General features: G+C 61.6%; 15 protein-coding genes. 7 read left to right on the top strand and 8 right to left on the bottom strand.

The window, feature by feature from the left end:
- Positions 1–14 precede the first annotated feature (14 nt).
- Entirely contained in the window at positions 15–944 is a 930-nt protein-coding gene (locus BB029_RS10985; RefSeq protein WP_027605501.1) for an AraC family transcriptional regulator, read from the bottom strand.
- A gap of 328 nt (positions 945–1,272) precedes the next feature.
- Between BB029_RS10985 and BB029_RS10980 the strand changes: the two genes are divergently transcribed.
- Positions 1,273–1,614 (top strand): antibiotic biosynthesis monooxygenase family protein, encoded by a 342-nt coding sequence (locus tag BB029_RS10980; RefSeq protein ID WP_065925866.1) that lies wholly within the window; start codon positions 1,273–1,275, stop codon positions 1,612–1,614.
- Positions 1,615–1,656: 42 nt separating this feature from the next.
- The gene (locus BB029_RS10975; RefSeq protein WP_027605503.1) at positions 1,657–1,902 is read left to right on the top strand and encodes a hypothetical protein; all 246 of its coding nucleotides are present in this window, start codon (positions 1,657–1,659) and stop codon (positions 1,900–1,902) included.
- A gap of 125 nt (positions 1,903–2,027) precedes the next feature.
- On the opposite strand, the gene BB029_RS10970 is transcribed toward BB029_RS10975, so the two are convergent.
- Complete coding sequence (locus BB029_RS10970) at positions 2,028–2,660, bottom strand: flavin reductase family protein (RefSeq protein ID WP_065939191.1); 633 nt, start codon at positions 2,658–2,660, stop codon at positions 2,028–2,030.
- 177 nt (positions 2,661–2,837) lie between these two features.
- Between BB029_RS10970 and BB029_RS10965 the strand changes: the two genes are divergently transcribed.
- Positions 2,838–3,593, top strand: coding sequence for a hypothetical protein (locus BB029_RS10965; protein WP_065939190.1), 756 nt, complete (start codon positions 2,838–2,840; stop codon positions 3,591–3,593).
- Between the two features lie 108 nt (positions 3,594–3,701).
- Here BB029_RS10965 and BB029_RS10960 read toward each other — a convergent pair whose 3' ends face one another.
- From BB029_RS10960 to BB029_RS10945, 4 genes are all read right to left on the bottom strand, one after another.
- Positions 3,702–5,021: an MFS transporter gene (locus BB029_RS10960; RefSeq protein ID WP_065939189.1), complete on the bottom strand. Its 1,320-nt coding sequence runs from the start codon at positions 5,019–5,021 to the stop codon at positions 3,702–3,704.
- A gap of 166 nt (positions 5,022–5,187) precedes the next feature.
- Positions 5,188–6,522, bottom strand: coding sequence for a sigma-54 dependent transcriptional regulator (locus BB029_RS10955; protein WP_065939188.1), 1,335 nt, complete (start codon positions 6,520–6,522; stop codon positions 5,188–5,190).
- Positions 6,516–8,282 carry an ATP-binding protein gene (locus tag BB029_RS10950; RefSeq protein WP_065939187.1) on the bottom strand — a complete coding sequence of 589 codons (1,767 nt, stop codon included), beginning with the start codon at positions 8,280–8,282 and terminating at the stop codon, positions 6,516–6,518. The genes BB029_RS10955 and BB029_RS10950 overlap by 7 nt, the downstream gene beginning before the upstream one ends.
- A 220-nt stretch (positions 8,283–8,502) precedes the next feature.
- Complete coding sequence (locus BB029_RS10945; protein ID WP_027605509.1) at positions 8,503–10,026, bottom strand: fumarate hydratase; 1,524 nt, start codon at positions 10,024–10,026, stop codon at positions 8,503–8,505.
- Positions 10,027–10,243: 217 nt separating this feature from the next.
- On the opposite strand from BB029_RS10945, the gene BB029_RS10940 reads away from it, so the two are divergent.
- Entirely contained in the window at positions 10,244–11,176 is a 933-nt protein-coding gene (locus BB029_RS10940) for an iron-sulfur-binding ferredoxin reductase (protein ID WP_065939186.1), read from the top strand.
- Positions 11,177–11,206: 30 nt separating this feature from the next.
- Positions 11,207–11,956, top strand: coding sequence for an enoyl-CoA hydratase-related protein (locus BB029_RS10935; protein WP_065939185.1), 750 nt, complete (start codon positions 11,207–11,209; stop codon positions 11,954–11,956).
- A gap of 98 nt (positions 11,957–12,054) precedes the next feature.
- On the opposite strand, the gene pyk is transcribed toward BB029_RS10935, so the two are convergent.
- Positions 12,055–13,506 carry a pyruvate kinase gene (gene pyk, locus BB029_RS10930; RefSeq protein WP_065939184.1) on the bottom strand — a complete coding sequence of 484 codons (1,452 nt, stop codon included), beginning with the start codon at positions 13,504–13,506 and terminating at the stop codon, positions 12,055–12,057.
- Positions 13,507–13,681: 175 nt separating this feature from the next.
- Here pyk and BB029_RS10925 point away from each other — a divergent pair, with 175 nt between their 5' ends.
- Positions 13,682–14,056: a hypothetical protein gene (locus BB029_RS10925; protein WP_025854787.1), complete on the top strand. Its 375-nt coding sequence runs from the start codon at positions 13,682–13,684 to the stop codon at positions 14,054–14,056.
- A 225-nt stretch (positions 14,057–14,281) separates the two neighbouring features.
- Positions 14,282–14,641 carry a PilZ domain-containing protein gene (locus BB029_RS10920; protein ID WP_065939183.1) on the top strand — a complete coding sequence of 120 codons (360 nt, stop codon included), beginning with the start codon at positions 14,282–14,284 and terminating at the stop codon, positions 14,639–14,641.
- A gap of 60 nt (positions 14,642–14,701) precedes the next feature.
- On the opposite strand, the gene BB029_RS10915 is transcribed toward BB029_RS10920, so the two are convergent.
- Positions 14,702–16,033, bottom strand: coding sequence for a DUF58 domain-containing protein (locus tag BB029_RS10915; protein WP_065939182.1), 1,332 nt, complete (start codon positions 16,031–16,033; stop codon positions 14,702–14,704).
- Between the last annotated feature and the right edge of the window lie 2 nt (positions 16,034–16,035).

The following is a 16,035-nucleotide window of genomic DNA, read 5'->3' as shown; positions in this document are numbered from 1 at the left end:
TGGGCAAATATGGGTCAGACGCTTTGGCGCAGTCTGGCCAAATCCCTCAGCGGCGGTGCCCCAAACAACCGGCTGTACTCCCGGCTGAACTGCGACGGGCTTTCATACCCCACCCGATACCCCGCCGCCGACGCTTCCAGCCCTTCGGCAATCATCAGCCGACGTGCCTCCTGCAAGCGCAGCTGTTTCTGGTACTGCAGCGGGCTCATGGCCGTAATTGCCTTGAAACGGTGATGCAGGGTCGAGACGCTGAGGTTCACTTCCTTGGCCAGGTCATCGATGCGCAGCGGTTGTTCGTAGTTGCCATTGAGCCACTTGATTGCCTGGCTGACGCGATGGCTCTGGCTGTTGGCCACGGCAATTTCATACAGACGATAACCCTGGGGACCGCGCAGCAGGCGGTAGAGGATTTCACGGTTGATCAGCGGCGCCAGCATGGCAATGTCTTTGGGCGTATCCAGCAGGCGCGCCAGGCGCAGCACGGCGTCGAGCAACTGGGGATCGATGCGGTCCACATACATCCCGCGCGATGTCGGGCGCGTGGGCACGCCCATGGGGCCGGCCTCGGCGATCAAGGCAGTCAGCTGCGCCGGGTCGATATTGATGCGCACTGACAGGTTTGGATCTTCCGGCGTGGCATCGATGATTCGCCCGGCCACGGGCATCGCCACCGAGAACACCAGGTAATTGAGCGGGTCGTAGGCAAAGATTTCGTCGGCCAGGCGCACTTCCTTGCTGCCGTTGGCGAGGATGCACAACGCCGGCTCCACCAGTACCGGCATGAAGTCACGCGGCGTGTTGTGGCGGTTCAGGAACAGTGACGTAATCGCCGTGCCATAGGAGCCGTCTTCCCAGGTGTGACGATGTACGATGCTCGCCAACTCGGCGCGCTGTTTTTCCGTCTCGGCGTCGAGGGGCATGGACTGATGTTCGGGCGACGGCATAAGGCGTCCTCTGCATGCTTTTTTGATGGGCTCAGCTTAGCGGCGGCTTTTCAAACAGTGTTAGGTCGATTCTGCACAATCCTTGCCTGATCCTGCGACGCGTCGTGAATCAGGCAAGTTCTCGGGCTGTCATGTCCCTGAAACAAGGCGTTTGCCTGTGGAATCGAATCGGCGGTCCCTCCGTCCTTCCTACGCTTCTCGCAGGATTGTGCAATAAGCCTGCAGGAATTGACTAACCGCGCCCGCACCCGCGCCGTTATCTTTGATCCTGTGGCAACACGCCCCCACAGTGCTTGCCGAGCATCACTTCTCAACGGGAGAGTCGAACATGTCCACCCCCATTCCCGCGAGCCATATGGCCTTTATCCGCGCCCGCACCGGGTGCAGCACCGAACTGGGTGCACGCTTGAGCAGTTTGATCGAACCGGGCCGTCAGGCTCAGGGTTGCCTGCAATTTTCGTTGCAGCATTCCCAGGTCGATCCCGATGTCTGGTTGATCTCGGGTTTCTGGAGCAGCGAGCAGGCGATGAGCGCCTACTTCAACTCGCCGGCCCTGATGATCTTCACTGAGCTGTTGAACGACATGGTCGTGCGCAGCATGGACTTCCAGACCTTCACCGATGCCTCCGCCGCCAATGCCTACGGCGAGTACCTGCAACTGGCCGGTTAATGGTTAGAATGGCCAACTTTTCCATTGGCCAGGACCTGCAACATGGCACGTAAACAATTTGCCCACCACGAAGCCGTTTCCGCCGTAGTACCGGGTGAAGGGGGCTACAGCGCCGCCGTCGCCGTCAAGGCACTGGATGGCATGGGCGCCCCGCAGTTTCACAAGATCCTGGATGGACAGACGTTCAAGACTGCCTCCGACGCCGATGATGCCGCCACCGTGCAGCTTGAGCGGTTGATCGGTGTGGATGAAGAGGGTCAATTGACCTGGGCGAGCGCCGCGAGCTGAGCAACGCCGACCCTCTAATGTGGGAGGGGGCTTGCTCCCGATAGCAGTGTGTCAGCCAACAACGATGTTGGATGTGCCATTGCCATCGGGGGCAAGCCCCCTCCCACTTTTTTGGTGTATTTCAGTCAGGGTTGGGTGGCGCCTGGGCGGTACATCTTGAACAACGCCTCCGGGCCCAGCTGGAAGTAATCCGCCGGGCCACCGCCACGCAGGATCGGCTCGGCGGCGGCAGTGTCGTACACCCCATCCTTGAGCAGCCACTTGGCAATGTGCACCGCGACCACCTCGCCCAGCACCAGCCAGCTGGGCACCAACTGCTGGTCGGCGCGCTGCAGTTGGATGATCTGCGTCACCTTGCACTCGAACGACACCGGGCTCTCGCCCACTCGCGGCACGCCGACGATTTTCGACGCCACCGGTGTCAGGCCGGACAACTCGAACTCATTCACCTCCGGCGAGACGGCCGCGCAGCTCTGGTTCATCTGCTCGGCCAGCGGGCGGGTGGCCAGGTTCCACACAAACTCGCCGGTCTGTTCGATGTTGTTCAGGCTGTCTTTGCGCCCGACGCTGGAAAACCCAATGATCGGTGGAATGTAGTTGAACGCATTGAAAAAACTGTAGGGCGCCAGGTTCAGGCGCCCGTTACTGTCGTGGGATGAAATCCAGCCAATCGGCCGTGGCCCGACAATGGCATTGAACGGGTCATGGGGCAGGCCGTGGCCGTTGGCCGGTTCGTAGAAGTGGATATCGTCAGGCATGGCCGGGTTCCTGCTGCGGGGTTCTGGGAGGCCGTCATAGTGCAATCCACGGCGACGAATTTCCATCGATCCTATGGAATTTTCATTCAGCGGCCACCTATTTTTCACAGCGGCCCGTTCAGTCTGCGCCCAAGGTCGATACCCCCTATAAGACTGAGCCTCGGAGCCTTCTACCGCATGAATAAACTTCCTCAGATCACGCTGGCGTTCTGGGTCATGAAAATCTGCGCAACCACCCTCGGCGAAACCGCCGGGGATTTGTTGTCGATGACCCTGAACGTCGGTTACGCCATCAGCTCGATGATCCTCATCAGCGTGTTCCTGGTCACTCTGGTGACACAACTCTGGTCGAAAACCTACAACCCGGTGCTGTACTGGATCGTGATCCTGTCCACCAGCACCGCCGGCACCACCATGTCGGACTTCATGGACCGCACCCTGGGCCTGGGCTACGCCACCGGGTCGATGATCCTGATCGTGATCCTGATGATCATCTTTGCCTTGTGGCATCTCAGTGGTGACTCGCTGAACGTGAACAAGGTGCAGACTTTCCGAGGCGAGCTGTTCTACTGGATGGCGATCCTGTTCTCCAACACCCTGGGCACTGCGTTGGGCGACTTCCTGGCGGACGATTCGGGGCTCGGCTTTGCCGGTGGCGCCTTGTTGATTGGCTCGACCATTGCCGCGGTGGTGGCGCTCAAGTACTTCACCCAAATCTCGTCGGTGCTGTTGTTCTGGGTGGCGTTTGTACTGACCCGGCCGTTTGGTGCAACCCTGGGCGACTTCCTGACCAAGCCCCATGAAAAGGGCGGATTGGATTTCGGCACCATTGGATCGTCGGCGGTATTGGCGGCGGTGCTGGTGGTGATGATTGTCGGGGCGTCGTATGCACAGCGGCGGTATGGCCGGAGCCCGGTAGCAGAGGTGTCCTGATTCAACAGGTGGGAGCGGGCAAACCCCAATGCCAGTCAGTTAAGGAGGAACACTGTAACTGTGGTGAGCGGGCTTGCCCGCTCCCACATTTGTTACTGCATCCAACCGTTAGTCCGTGGTGATGCGCGAATGCTTGCGTGTGTCCTTCATGGTCACATAGACCGCCAGCGACACTGCAATACACGCGGTCACATACCAGTAGTAACCGGTTTCCATCCCGATGCTCTTGAACCACAGCGCGATGTATTCAGCGGTACCGCCGAAGATCGACACGGTCAGTGCATAGGGCAGGCCCACGCCCAGGGCGCGGATTTCGGTCGGGAACAGTTCAGCCTTGACTACGGCGTTGATCGAGGTATAGCCGCTGACGATGATCAGCGCGGCCATGATCAGGAAGAACGCGCCCCACCAGGTCTGGATAGTGTGCAGGGTGGTGAGGATCGGTACGGTGAACAGGGTGCCGAGGATGCCGAAGGCGATCAGGATCGGCCGACGCCCGACTTTGTCCGACAGCCCACCGACGATCGGTTGCAGGCACATGAACAGGAACAGCGTTGCCGCCGAGATGGTGGTGGAGTCGGAAATGCTCATGCCGACGGTGTTCACCAGGTACTTCTGCATGTAGGTGGTGTAGGTGTAGAAGGCCAGGGTGCCGCCCATGGTCAGGCCGACCACGGTCATCAGTTCCTTGGGGTGGCGCATCAAGGTGCGCATGGCGCTTTCCTTGGCTTTTTCCTTCTTGGTGAACGACTCGGTTTCTTCCATGCCGCGACGCAGGTACAGCGCGACCACTGCGCACAGGGCGCCGATGGCGAACGGGATACGCCAGCCCCAGTCGTACAGTTGCTCGGTGGTAAGGATCTGCTGCAGCACGATCAGCACGGCCAGGGCGATGAGCTGGCCGGAGATCAGGGTCACGTATTGGAAGCTGGAGAAGAAACCGCGACGTTCCTTGGTGGCCATTTCACTCAGGTAGGTGGCCGAGGTGCCGTATTCGCCACCGACCGACAAGCCTTGCAGCAGGCGGGCGAACACCAGCAGGATCGGTGCGCCGACGCCGATGGTTTCGTAACCGGGGCTCAGGGCGATGATCAACGAACCGAAGCACATCAGCAGGACCGACGCCATCAGTGCTGCTTTGCGACCCGCACGGTCGGCGTACAGGCCCATCAGCCAGCCACCGATCGGGCGCATCAGGAAGCCCACGGCGAAGATCGCAGCGGTGTTGAGCAATTGGGCGGTGGTGTCGCCTTTCGGGAAAAAGGCTTTGGCGAAGTACAGCGAGAACGCGGCGTAGACGTACCAGTCGTACCACTCGACCATGTTGCCGACCGATCCGCTGAAGATCGATTTGATGCGGCTGGTGGTGGTGCGTTCTTTAGCCGGCGCGGCCGCCGACCCCAGGGGCAAGGTGTTGGAGTTATCCATTGAAGGATCCTTCATCTAGTTGTTTTTATGGAGCGGCGCGAGCGCAGCCTGGCTGGGGCTATAGCAGGAGCTGTGCCAGGTAGATGAAGGCCCGGTCTAGAAGGGGCTGGGTTTTATTTTGGGCGGAAAGTCGCTGATGTTTTTGAGGTGATGAGCGGAAATCCGCTCATTCGTCTTTCAGGAACATGTCCCTGGCCAACCCATGGCGCTGCATCTTTTCGTTAAAGGTGCGCCGTGGCAGCTGCAACTCCGCCAGCACCGCCTTGATATCGCCTTTATGCCGGGTCAATGCAGCCTTCAGGCAATGGGCCTCGAACGCCTCCTGCTGCGCGGCCAGCGATTGCCCGGCTTCGATCCCTTCCGGCTCCGGCTCGCCAAGGCCCAGCACCTGGCGTTCGGCGACGTTGGCCAGCTCACGCACGTTGCCCGGCCAGTCATGGCTGAGCAGGCGGCCCAACTGCGCGCCGCTCAGCGGTTCCACGTTGCGGCCCAGGCGCTCGGCGGCGCTTTGGGCAAAGTGATCGAACAGCAGCGGGATGTCTTCGCGGCGCTCGCGCAGAGGCGGCAGGCGCAGTTGTGCAACGTTCAGGCGATAGGCCAGGTCTTCGCGAAAGCGCCCGGCGCGGGCTTCTTCCAGCAGGTCCGGCTTGGTGGCGGCAATGATGCGTAAATCCACATGAATGCTTTGATTGGAGCCCAGGCGTTCCAGCTTCTGATCCTGCAACACCCGCAACAGCTTCACTTGCTGGGCCAGGGGCATGCTTTCGATTTCATCGAGGAACAGCGTGCCGCCATGGGCGTACTCGAGTTTGCCGATGCGCTTGCCCTGGGCACCGGTGAAGGCGCCGCTTTCGTGGCCGAACAGTTCGGCCTCGAATAGTTGCTCGGGGATCGCTGCGCAATTGAGCGCCACAAACGGTTTTTTCGCGCGTGGGCCGAAGTCATGCAGGCAGCGGGCGACCAGCTCCTTGCCGCTGCCGGTCTCGCCACGGATCAGCACGTTGACCGGCAAGGTCGCCAGGTCGAGTACCTGCCGGCGCAGGTTCTGCAAGCCACGGGACACGCCGAGCAGGCTCGACTCCAACTGCGCCCGATGATCGGCCTGTTGGTGCAGGCGGCGGTTTTCGAGGATCAGCCCGCGCTTGTCCAACGCGCGGCGCAGGCTGTTGAGCAAGGCATCGGGGCTGAAGGGTTTTTCCAGGAAGTCGTAGGCGCCGTCGCGCATGGCTTCGACGGCCATCGGTACATCGCCATGTCCGGTCAGCAGGATGACGGGCAGGTCGGCGTCACGGCGCTGCACTTCGGCCAGCAGCTCCAGGCCGCTGAGCCCGGGCATGCGCACGTCGCTCAGGATCACTCCGGGAAAGTCCTTGGGCAGTTGCGCCAGGCAGGCTTCGGCGCGGCTGAACAACTGCACCTCGAACCCCGACAAGCTCAGCCATTGCTCGACGGCCGTACGAATGCTGGCTTCGTCATCGACCACAATCACCGCGTTCAACATAAGTCGGGTGTCTCCAGCGCGATAGGCAAGGTCAGGGTGAATACCGCGCCGTCGCCACGGTTACTGGCGCTCAGGCGCCCGCCCAATTCGTGCACGATAGCGTAGGAAACCGCCAGGCCCAAGCCGAGTCCGTCGCCCACCGGCTTGGTGGTGAAGAACGGATCGAACACGCTGTTGAGGTGCTCCTCGGCAATCCCGCCGCCGCTGTCGCTGACCGTGAGTTGCCACAGTTGCTGGTCGGCATGCAGGCGGATTTCCAGGCGCTTGCGGGGTTTGTCGGCCATGGCGTCGAGGGCGTTGCGCAGCAGGTTGATCAGCACCTGTTCGAGGCGGATCGCGTCGCCGCGTACCCAGGCGGGGCGGGTCAGGTCCAGCACGCTGCCGATGGCTTCATCACGCAGGCGCGCGTCGAGCAGGTGCAGGGACTGGTCGACCACGGTGGCCAGGTCCAGGCGTTCGCGCAGGCCACTGGGGCTTTTGCGCGCAAAAGTCTTGAGATGGCCGGTCAGCGCGGCCATGCGTGTGAGCATGTCGTCCAGTGGGGTCAGGGCCTTGTAGGCGTCGTCCACCCGACCGTGGTCCAGCAGCAACCGCAGGGTCGCCAACTGCATGCGCTGGGCGGTCAGCGGCTGGTTGATCTCATGGGCGAGGGCGGCGGACATCTGCCCCAACGCCGCTAATTTCGCCGATTGCACCAGGCCATCCTGGGCCGTGCGCAGGGCCTGGGTGCGCTCTTCCACAAGCTGTTCGAGTTCTTCGCGGCTGCGCTGGCGCAAACGGGCCAGGCGCCAGCGTTGGCTGAGGAACAGCACCAGGAACACCAGCGCCAGCCAGGAGCCGGCGGCGGCGAGGCCGGCGTTGCGCTGGTCTTCAAAGGCGAACTGGGGTTTGCGCAACAGGTGCAGGGTCCAGCCCTCGGCTTTCAGCGGCAGGGACTCCCAGATGTAATTGGCGTTGCCTTCGGGGCCGTTGACGCGCATCAGGTGGCTGTTTTCGTCGAAGCGTTGCAACGTCTGGGTGTCCAGCGGCTGCAGTTGTTTCTTGTCGTATTGGCGGGTGGCCTTGAGTTCGGCCAGATCGCTGGCCGATAACGGGTGCAGGTTGCGATAACGCCAGCCCGGTTGATTGGCGATAAACACGATGCCGCGTGCGTCGCTGACCAGCAACAGGTCATTGCCCTGGGCCCATTCGCGCTCCAGCTCAGGGAATTCCAGTTTCACCACCATGGCGCCAAGGAACTGCTCGTGTTCATCCAGCACGGCGCTGGAGAGGAAATACCCCGGGATCCCGGTGGTTACGCCGACCGCGTAAAAGCGCCCGGTGCCCTGGCTCTTGGTCTGGCTGAAATACGGCCGAAACGCGTAGTTGTGCCCGACGTAACTGCTCGGCAAGTTCCAGTTGCTGGCGGCCACAGCCAGGCCAGTGCGGTCCATCAACTCCAGGGTGGAGGACTGCGCCGCACCGTTGATGCGTTCGAGCTTGCGGTTGAGCAGGTCCTGGGTGCCGGGGTCCAACGGGCCTTTGAGCGCGTTGATCATCTCCGAGTCCAGCGCCAGCACGGCGGGCAGGGCGCGGTAGCGTTCGATCAGGGTGTGCAGGGAGTTGGCGTACAGCGCCAGCTGCTGGTTGGCGCGGGCCGCATCGTCCACCAACGCCTGGCGTTCGGCATGGCGCGTGGCTAAGGCCGCGGCCAGCAGCGCACCGGCGATGATCAGCAGGGAGTAGAAGGTCAGGCGCAGGGGACGCGGGATCACGATCATACGGTGATGGGCAGGCACGGTAAGGGGAGTGCACCATAACATGAGCGGCTTGGGTCTTGTGGTGAGGGGCTGTCGTGGCTGAAGGGGAGAGTGGGCTTCTTGTGGTGAGCGGGGCAAGCCCGCTCACCACAATAAACCCGCTTGCCATAGGTGAATCAGCAGGCAATAAAAAAGCGACCGGGCCATGGGCCGCGGTCGCCTCAGTCTTGGGGGAGGGTGCTTACTGCACTTCTACCGCCAGGCTTTCACTGATCTTTTTCTGCCAGATGGCAGGACCGGTGATGTGGACGGATTCGCCCTTGCTGTCCACCGCAACGGTGACCGGCATGTCTTTCACGTCGAACTCGTAGATCGCTTCCATGCCCAGTTCGGCGAAGGCCACCACACGCGATTTCTTGATGGCCTGCGCCACCAGGTAAGCGGCGCCGCCCACCGCCATCAGGTACACGGCCTTGTGGTCCTTGATCGCTTCGATCGCGGTAGGGCCGCGCTCGGATTTGCCGATCATGCCCAGCAGGCCGGTTTGCTCGAGGATCTGACGGGTGAACTTGTCCATCCGCGTCGCCGTGGTCGGACCGGCAGGGCCAACCACTTCTTCGCGCACCGGATCAACCGGGCCGACGTAGTAGATAAAGCGACCCTTGAGGTCCACCGGCAGGCTTTCGCCCTTGTTCAGCATCTCGACCATGCGCTTGTGCGCGGCGTCGCGACCGGTGAGCATCTTGCCGTTGAGCAGTACGGTTTCGCCCGGCTTCCAGCTCTGCACTTCTTCCGGGGTCAGGGTGTCGAGGTTGACGCGACGGGCCGATGGGCCGGCTTCCCAGACGATTTCCGGGTAGGCGTCCAGCGGTGGCGCTTCCAGCGACGCCGGGCCCGAACCGTCGAGCACGAAGTGCGCGTGACGGGTGGCGGCGCAGTTGGGGATCATGCACACCGGCAGCGAAGCGGCGTGGGTCGGGTAGTCCATGATCTTCACGTCGAGCACGGTGGTCAGGCCACCCAGGCCCTGGGCGCCGATGCCCAGTTGGTTGACCTTCTCGAACAACTCCAGGCGCATCTCTTCGATACGGTTCTGCGGGCCGCGCTTTTTCAGCTCGTGGATGTCGATGGATTCCATCAACACTTCCTTGGCCATCACCGCGGCTTTCTCGGCGGTGCCGCCGATGCCGATGCCGAGCATGCCCGGTGGGCACCAGCCGGCGCCCATGGTCGGAACGGTCTTGAGCACCCAGTCGACGATCGAGTCGGACGGGTTGAGCATGGCCATTTTCGACTTGTTCTCGGAACCGCCGCCCTTGGCCGCCACATCCACTTCCACGGTGTTACCCGGGACGATGGAGTAGTGGATCACGGCAGGGGTATTGTCCTTGGTGTTCTTACGTGCGCCGGCCGGGTCGGCCAGGATGGAGGCGCGCAGGACGTTTTCCGGCAGGTTGTAGGCGCGACGCACGCCTTCGTTGATCATGTCGTCCAGGCCCATGGTGGCGCCATCCCAACGTACGTCCATGCCCACGCGCACGAACACGGTGACGATACCGGTGTCCTGGCAGATCGGGCGATGGCCGGTGGCGCACATGCGCGAGTTGATCAGGATCTGCGCGATGGAGTCACGGGCTGCCGGCGATTCTTCGCGCAGGTAGGCCTCGTGCATCGCCTGGATGAAATCAACGGGGTGGTAGTAGGAAATGAATTGCAGGGCGTCGGCAACGCTCTGAATCAGGTCGTCTTGCTTGATCACGGTCATGAGTCGCGCTCCTCTATAAGGGAACATTCAATAAAGGTGGGCTCAGTGGGGTGCATCGGTCGGCTGAGTCCACCTTTCCAAGGCACGCCAAGTGGTGCAGGCGCGACGCTAAAAAGGCGCGGCAGTATAACCCGGCACGGTGGCCGATACACCCGACTATGGTCAAACTGTCGCAGGCATGATTCCCTGTGCGCGCCCCTTGTGATCGAGTCCTGCTATGCCTGAACTGTACGTCGGCGAACGCCATTGGTCGGTAGCCACCGGCAGCAACCTGCTGGATGCCTTGAGTCAGGCGGGTGTGGCCGTGCCCTACAGTTGCCGGGCCGGCAGTTGCCATGCGTGCCTGGTGCGGTGCCAGGGCGAGGTCGAGGACCTGCAGCCCGCTGCTTTGAGCCCGGCACAACGCCAGGAGGGCTGGCGCCTGGCGTGCCAGTGCCAGGTGATCGGCGATCTGCAGGTCGAGGCGTTCGACCCACTGCGTGACGGTTTGCCGGCCCAGGTGGTGGGGGCCGATTGGTTGAATGCCTCGGTGCTGCGCCTGCGGCTGCAACCGGAGCGTGGACTGCGGTATCGCGCCGGGCAGCACCTGGTGTTGTGGGTCGGGCAGGTGGCACGGCCTTATTCCCTGGCCAGCCTGCCTCAGGAGGATGCCTTCCTGGAGTTTCATATCGATTGCCGCCAGCCCGGCGCATTCAGCGATGCCGCGCGCGCGTTGTCGGTGGGTGATCGCCTGCGCCTGGGAGAACTGCGTGGCAGCGCACTGCAATACGATCCCGACTGGCAATCCCGGCCGCTGTGGCTGCTGGCTTCCGGTACCGGCCTGGGCCCTTTGTGGGGTGTGCTGCGCGAGGCGTTGCGCCAGGATCACCAGGGCGCCATCCGTATGATTCACCTGGCCCATGATGCCGACGGTCATTACCTGGCCGGACCCCTGGCCGAACTGGCTGCGCGTCATCCCAACCTGACGGTGGAGCTGTGGACTGCGGCCGAGTCGGCCCAGGCATTGGCGCAACTGCGGCTTGTTTCCCGGCAAACCCTGGCCTTACTCTGCGGGCATCCCCTCAGCGTCGATGCGTTTTCCAAGCGCCTGTTCCTGGCGGGACTGCCGCGCAATCAACTGCTGGCCGATGTGTTCCTGCCCCGTGGTTGAGTGCTGAATTCCACTGCCGTGAGATTCGCCATGACCGACGCTATCCTGCTGCAACGCGAGCGCGGGCTGCTGACCCTGCAGCTCAATCGCCCGGATAAGAAAAACGCCCTGACCCGAGCCATGTACAGCCAATTGGCCGAGGCGTTGGAGCAGGCCGATGCGGACCCGCAGATCAATGCCGTGCTGATCCAGGGCAGCAGCGAGTGTTTTACCGCCGGCAACGATATCGGCGACTTTCTTGAACAGCCGCCCAGCGACCTCGACAGCCCGCCGTTTCACTTTATGAAAAGCCTGCTCAACTGCCGCAAGCCGGTGATCGCAGCTGTAGCGGGTGCGGCGGTGGGGATCGGCACCACCCTGCTGCTGCATTGCGACCTGGTGTACATCAGCCGCGATGCACGGTTGCGCATGCCGTTCGTCAATTTGGGGCTGTGTCCGGAGTTTGGGTCGAGCCTGATCCTCCCGCGTTTATTGGGGCACGCGAAGGCGGCTGAACTGCTGTTGCTGGGTGAGGGCTTCAGCGGCGAACAAGCGGCCGCGTGGGGGATTGCTACCGAAGCGTTGGGCAGTGGCGAAGCGGCATTGGCCAAGGCGCGGGAAATGGCCGAGCGCTTTGAAACCCTGGCGCCGGGAGCGGTGCAGGTCTGCAAGCAGTTGATGAAGAGCGTGGACCGTGAGCAGTTGCGGCAAGTAATCGAGGAAGAGGGGGCGTTGTTTGTGCAGCGTTTGAAGTCGCCGGAAGCGATTGCGGCGTTGTCGGGGTTTATGGACAAGCGCTAACCCCATGTGGGTGCGACGATTCGACATGCTCCCTGCCACACGGAAAGCAAAAAGCCCCGCCATTCACATGGCAGGGCTTTTGTTTTTCAGCCTGTCACTCAGACCATTGGGTCGCCAACGTGCAGGATCTTCATGCCGTTGGTGCCGCCGATGGTGTGGTAGCTGTCGCCTTTGGTCAGGATGACCCAGTCGCCTTTCTCCACTACGCCGCGCTTGATCAGCTCGTCGATGGCCGCCTGGCTGACTTCATGGGGCGGCAACGACGCCGGGTCGAACGGCACGGTGTACACGCCACGGAACAGGGCCGCACGGGCCTGGGTTTCGCGGTGCGGGGAGAACGCGTAGATCGGTACCGAAGAACGGATACGCGACATGATCAACGGCGTATAGCCACTTTCGGTCAGGGCAATGATCGCTTTTACGCCCGGGAAGTGGTTGGCGGTGTACATGGCGGCCAGGGCAATGCTCTGGTCGCAGCTTTCGAACACTTTGCCGATGCGGTGGCTGGAGGTCTTGCTGGTCGGGTGCTTTTCGGCACCGACGCAGATACGCGCCATGGCCTGCACGGCTTCCAGTGGGTACGGGCCGGCGGCACTTTCGGCCGAGAGCATCACGGCGTCGGTGTAGTCGAGCACGGCGTTAGCCACGTCGGACACTTCGGCGCGGGTCGGCATCGGATTCTGGATCATCGACTCCATCATCTGGGTCGCGACGATTACCGCTTTGTTGTGGCGGCGTGCGTGCAGGATGATCTTTTTCTGGATGCCGATCAGCTCGGCGTCGCCGATTTCCACACCCAGGTCGCCACGGGCAACCATCACCGCGTCGGACGCCTTGATCAGGCCGTCGAGGGTTTCGTCATCGGCCACGGCTTCGGCGCGTTCGATCTTCGCCACCAGCCAGGCGGTACCGCCGGCTTCGTCGCGCAGTTTACGGGCGTATTCCATGTCGGCGGCGTCGCGTGGGAAGGACACGGCGAGGTAGTCCACTTCCATTTCAGCGGCGAGCTTGATGTCGGCCTTGTCTTTTTCAGTCAGGGCTGGGGCGGTCAAGCCACCGCCACGACGGTTGATGCCTTTGTGATCGGACAGCGGACCGCCGATGATCACGGTGCAGTTCAGTTCAGTCGGGGTCGCGGTGTCGACGCGCATCACCACGCGACCGTCGTCCAGCAGCAGCTCGTCACCGACGCCGCAATCCTTGACCAGGTCCGGGTAGTCGATACCTACGACGTCCTGGGTGCCTTCGGTCAGCGGGTGGCTGGTGGAGAAGGTGAATTTGTCACCGATCTTCAGCTCGATACGCTTGTTGGCGAATTTGGCGATACGGATTTTCGGGCCTTGCAGGTCACCCAGCAGTGCGACGAAGCGGCCGTGCTTGGCGGCCAGGTCACGCACCAGCTTGGCGCGAGCCTTGTGCTCGTCCGGGGTGCCGTGGGAGAAGTTCAGACGGGCAACGTCCAAACCAGCCAGAATCAGCTGTTCGAGGACTTCCGGCGAGTTGCTGGCCGGGCCAAGGGTGGCGACGATTTTGGTACGACGGACGGACATGCACAGACTCCTGAGTTCAAGCGCTGAGGAAGGCTACTATGCTCTTTGGTTGTAGTCATTGTTCGTTTGCACTACTTATCGACGATTCGCTTGTTTTCGCGCCGGTTGAATAGATGAACATCCTTGAAGATTTTTGACGAGGGGTCGATACACTGCACAAGACAGGAGAACCTTCATGCGAATTTTGCTCATTGCTGCCCTGGCCGTCAGTGTTGTCGGCTGCACCCGTTGGTCGATGGACCACCATTTGAACAATGCCTACCGTGCGTACAAGGTCGGTGATTGCGAGCGCGTCACTTTGGAACTATCCCAGGTCGACCGCGAGAGCCGTACACGGCGTTATGTACAACCGGAAGTTTCGATGTTGCGCGGACAATGCCTGGAACGCCAGAAACTGTTTGTCGACGCCGTGCAAACCTATCAATTCATCATTAACCAGTACCCGTCGAGCGAGTACGCCTACCGTGCCCGCGCGAGGCTGGACACCTTGCAGCAACTGGGTCATTACCCCGGTGCGAGCGTGGCACAGCCGCGGCCCGCTTCTTTGTAATGGCATTCGTCATTTAATAACTGGCCCGTTGCCAGTCTTGGGCTATTCTTTTAACGTTCGTTTGTACAAGTTTCTATTCGAACGGATGCAGGGCCCGGATTCGGCAGCTGTCGAGTGACAAAATGTTGTCCGTTGTCACACCGAGATCCAGGGAGAGCGAGCAATTGCGCTCGTTCCGAATCACTGGCACGGCCAGAGTCATGGCCACTGGATGGCGATCTCACCATGTTTACCGACCGACGGATCGAGCGGCATCAACTACCGTATTTCCTGCAAGTGTTTAACCGTCTCACCGACAAACCCATAGGTTTTCTGGGTAACGTCTCTGACGACGGGCTGATGTTGGTCAGCCAGTTACCCATGATGGTCGATGTGGACTTCGAGTTGCGCTTGAAGATACCTGGTGCTGACGACACGTTCCATGTCATTGACATCACGGCGACCTGCCTGTGGAGCCATGAAGATATCAACCCGCAGCACTACGATTCCGGGTTCAGCGTGCTTGAGGCTCCCGAGGAATATGGGCAACTGATCAACGTGCTGTTGCAGTACTTCAGTTTTGATCCCTTGCAGGCTTCGGCCTAGAAGCGGCGCGCTGTCGACGCGGCCGGGGTGCTGCTGTCCCTGCCGCAGTCGTGCGCTTTTTTAGAATACTCCGGCTTTCTTCCAACCCAGGTAGCGTGTCACCAGGGCCGCGCCCATTTCTGATGGTAACGTATCCAACGCCGACAGGCCGTGGGCGTTCATGCGGTCATGCAATTCATCCCGAGTATTGAGGTAGTCGACAGTACCGCTGTAGGCCAGGGCTTCGGGCAAGGTTTGTACGGGGGATTGGCGCAGTCGATCGAGTACTTCCTCACGCATGCTCGCCACCAGCACCCGATGTTGACGACTGATGCGCTTGACGGCGGAGAGTAGGGCTTCGTCGTCCTCATCCCGCAGGTTGCTGACAATAATGACCAATGCCCGACGTTTTTGCCGGGCCAGCAGTTGGCTGGCCGCTGCCTGGTAGTCGGCGGTTCGGCGGCTGGTGTCCAGGTCATAGACCGTATTGAGCAACAGGTTCAATTGGCTGCTGCCCTTGACCGGTGCCAGGTAGCGTGGCTGGTCAGTGGCAAAGGTGCACAACCCCACCGCATCGCCCTGGCGCAGGGCCACGTAGCTAAGCAGCAGGCAGGCATTGAGGGCGTGGTCGAAATGGGACAGCTCGTCATCTTGGCTGCGCATGCGTCGGCCGCAATCGAGCATGAACACGATCTGCTGGTCGCGCTCGTCCTGATACTCCCGGGCGATGGGGGTACGTTGCCGCGCGGTCGCTTTCCAATCGATTTGCCGCAGGCTGTCGCCCTCACGAAACTCGCGCAGTTGATGAAATTCCAGTCCCAATCCTCGTCGTTGCCGTTGACGGACCCCCAGTTGGCTCAACCAGTTATCCACACCCTGCAGTTGTGCCCCGTACAGGCGGGCGAAGTCCGGATAGACGCGGGTGGCGTCCTCGGCTTCGATAAAGCGCCGTGCAGACCAGAGCCCCAAGGGACTGGGCAGGTGGATTTCGCAGCGACTGAACGCGAAATGCCCACGGCGCAAGGGGCGCAGGCGATAACCCAGCTCACTGCGTTCACCAGGGCGCAATTCGATGGACTGGGGCAGGTTTTCCAAGCTCAGTCCGTCGGGGACGTGATCGAACACCTGCACTGTCAGCGCCTGTGGGTAGTCATGTTCCAGGGACAGGCGGACTTCGCCCCAGCGCCCCAGCGCCAGGCTGCCGGGCATCTGCCGGTGCACGCGTGGTGAGGGTCGGCGGCGCAGTCGCAGCGCGTCGAGCATGGCCAGCAGCAACAGCGCCAGGAGCAAGCCCCACGTTATTGAGTGCAAGGTCTCGGGTACCTTGAACTGCAAGGCGGCCGCAGCGCCCAGCAGGATACTCAAGCCCAGCAGTACGCTGAGCCAGGCTAATAACAGACGGGTCGGTTTCATGA

The sequence above is a fragment of the Pseudomonas sp. S3E12 genome (assembly GCF_001702295.1).
Classification (GTDB): Bacteria; Pseudomonadota; Gammaproteobacteria; order Pseudomonadales; family Pseudomonadaceae; genus Aquipseudomonas; species Aquipseudomonas marginalis.
This window is presented reverse-complemented; position numbering and strand designations above follow the sequence as displayed.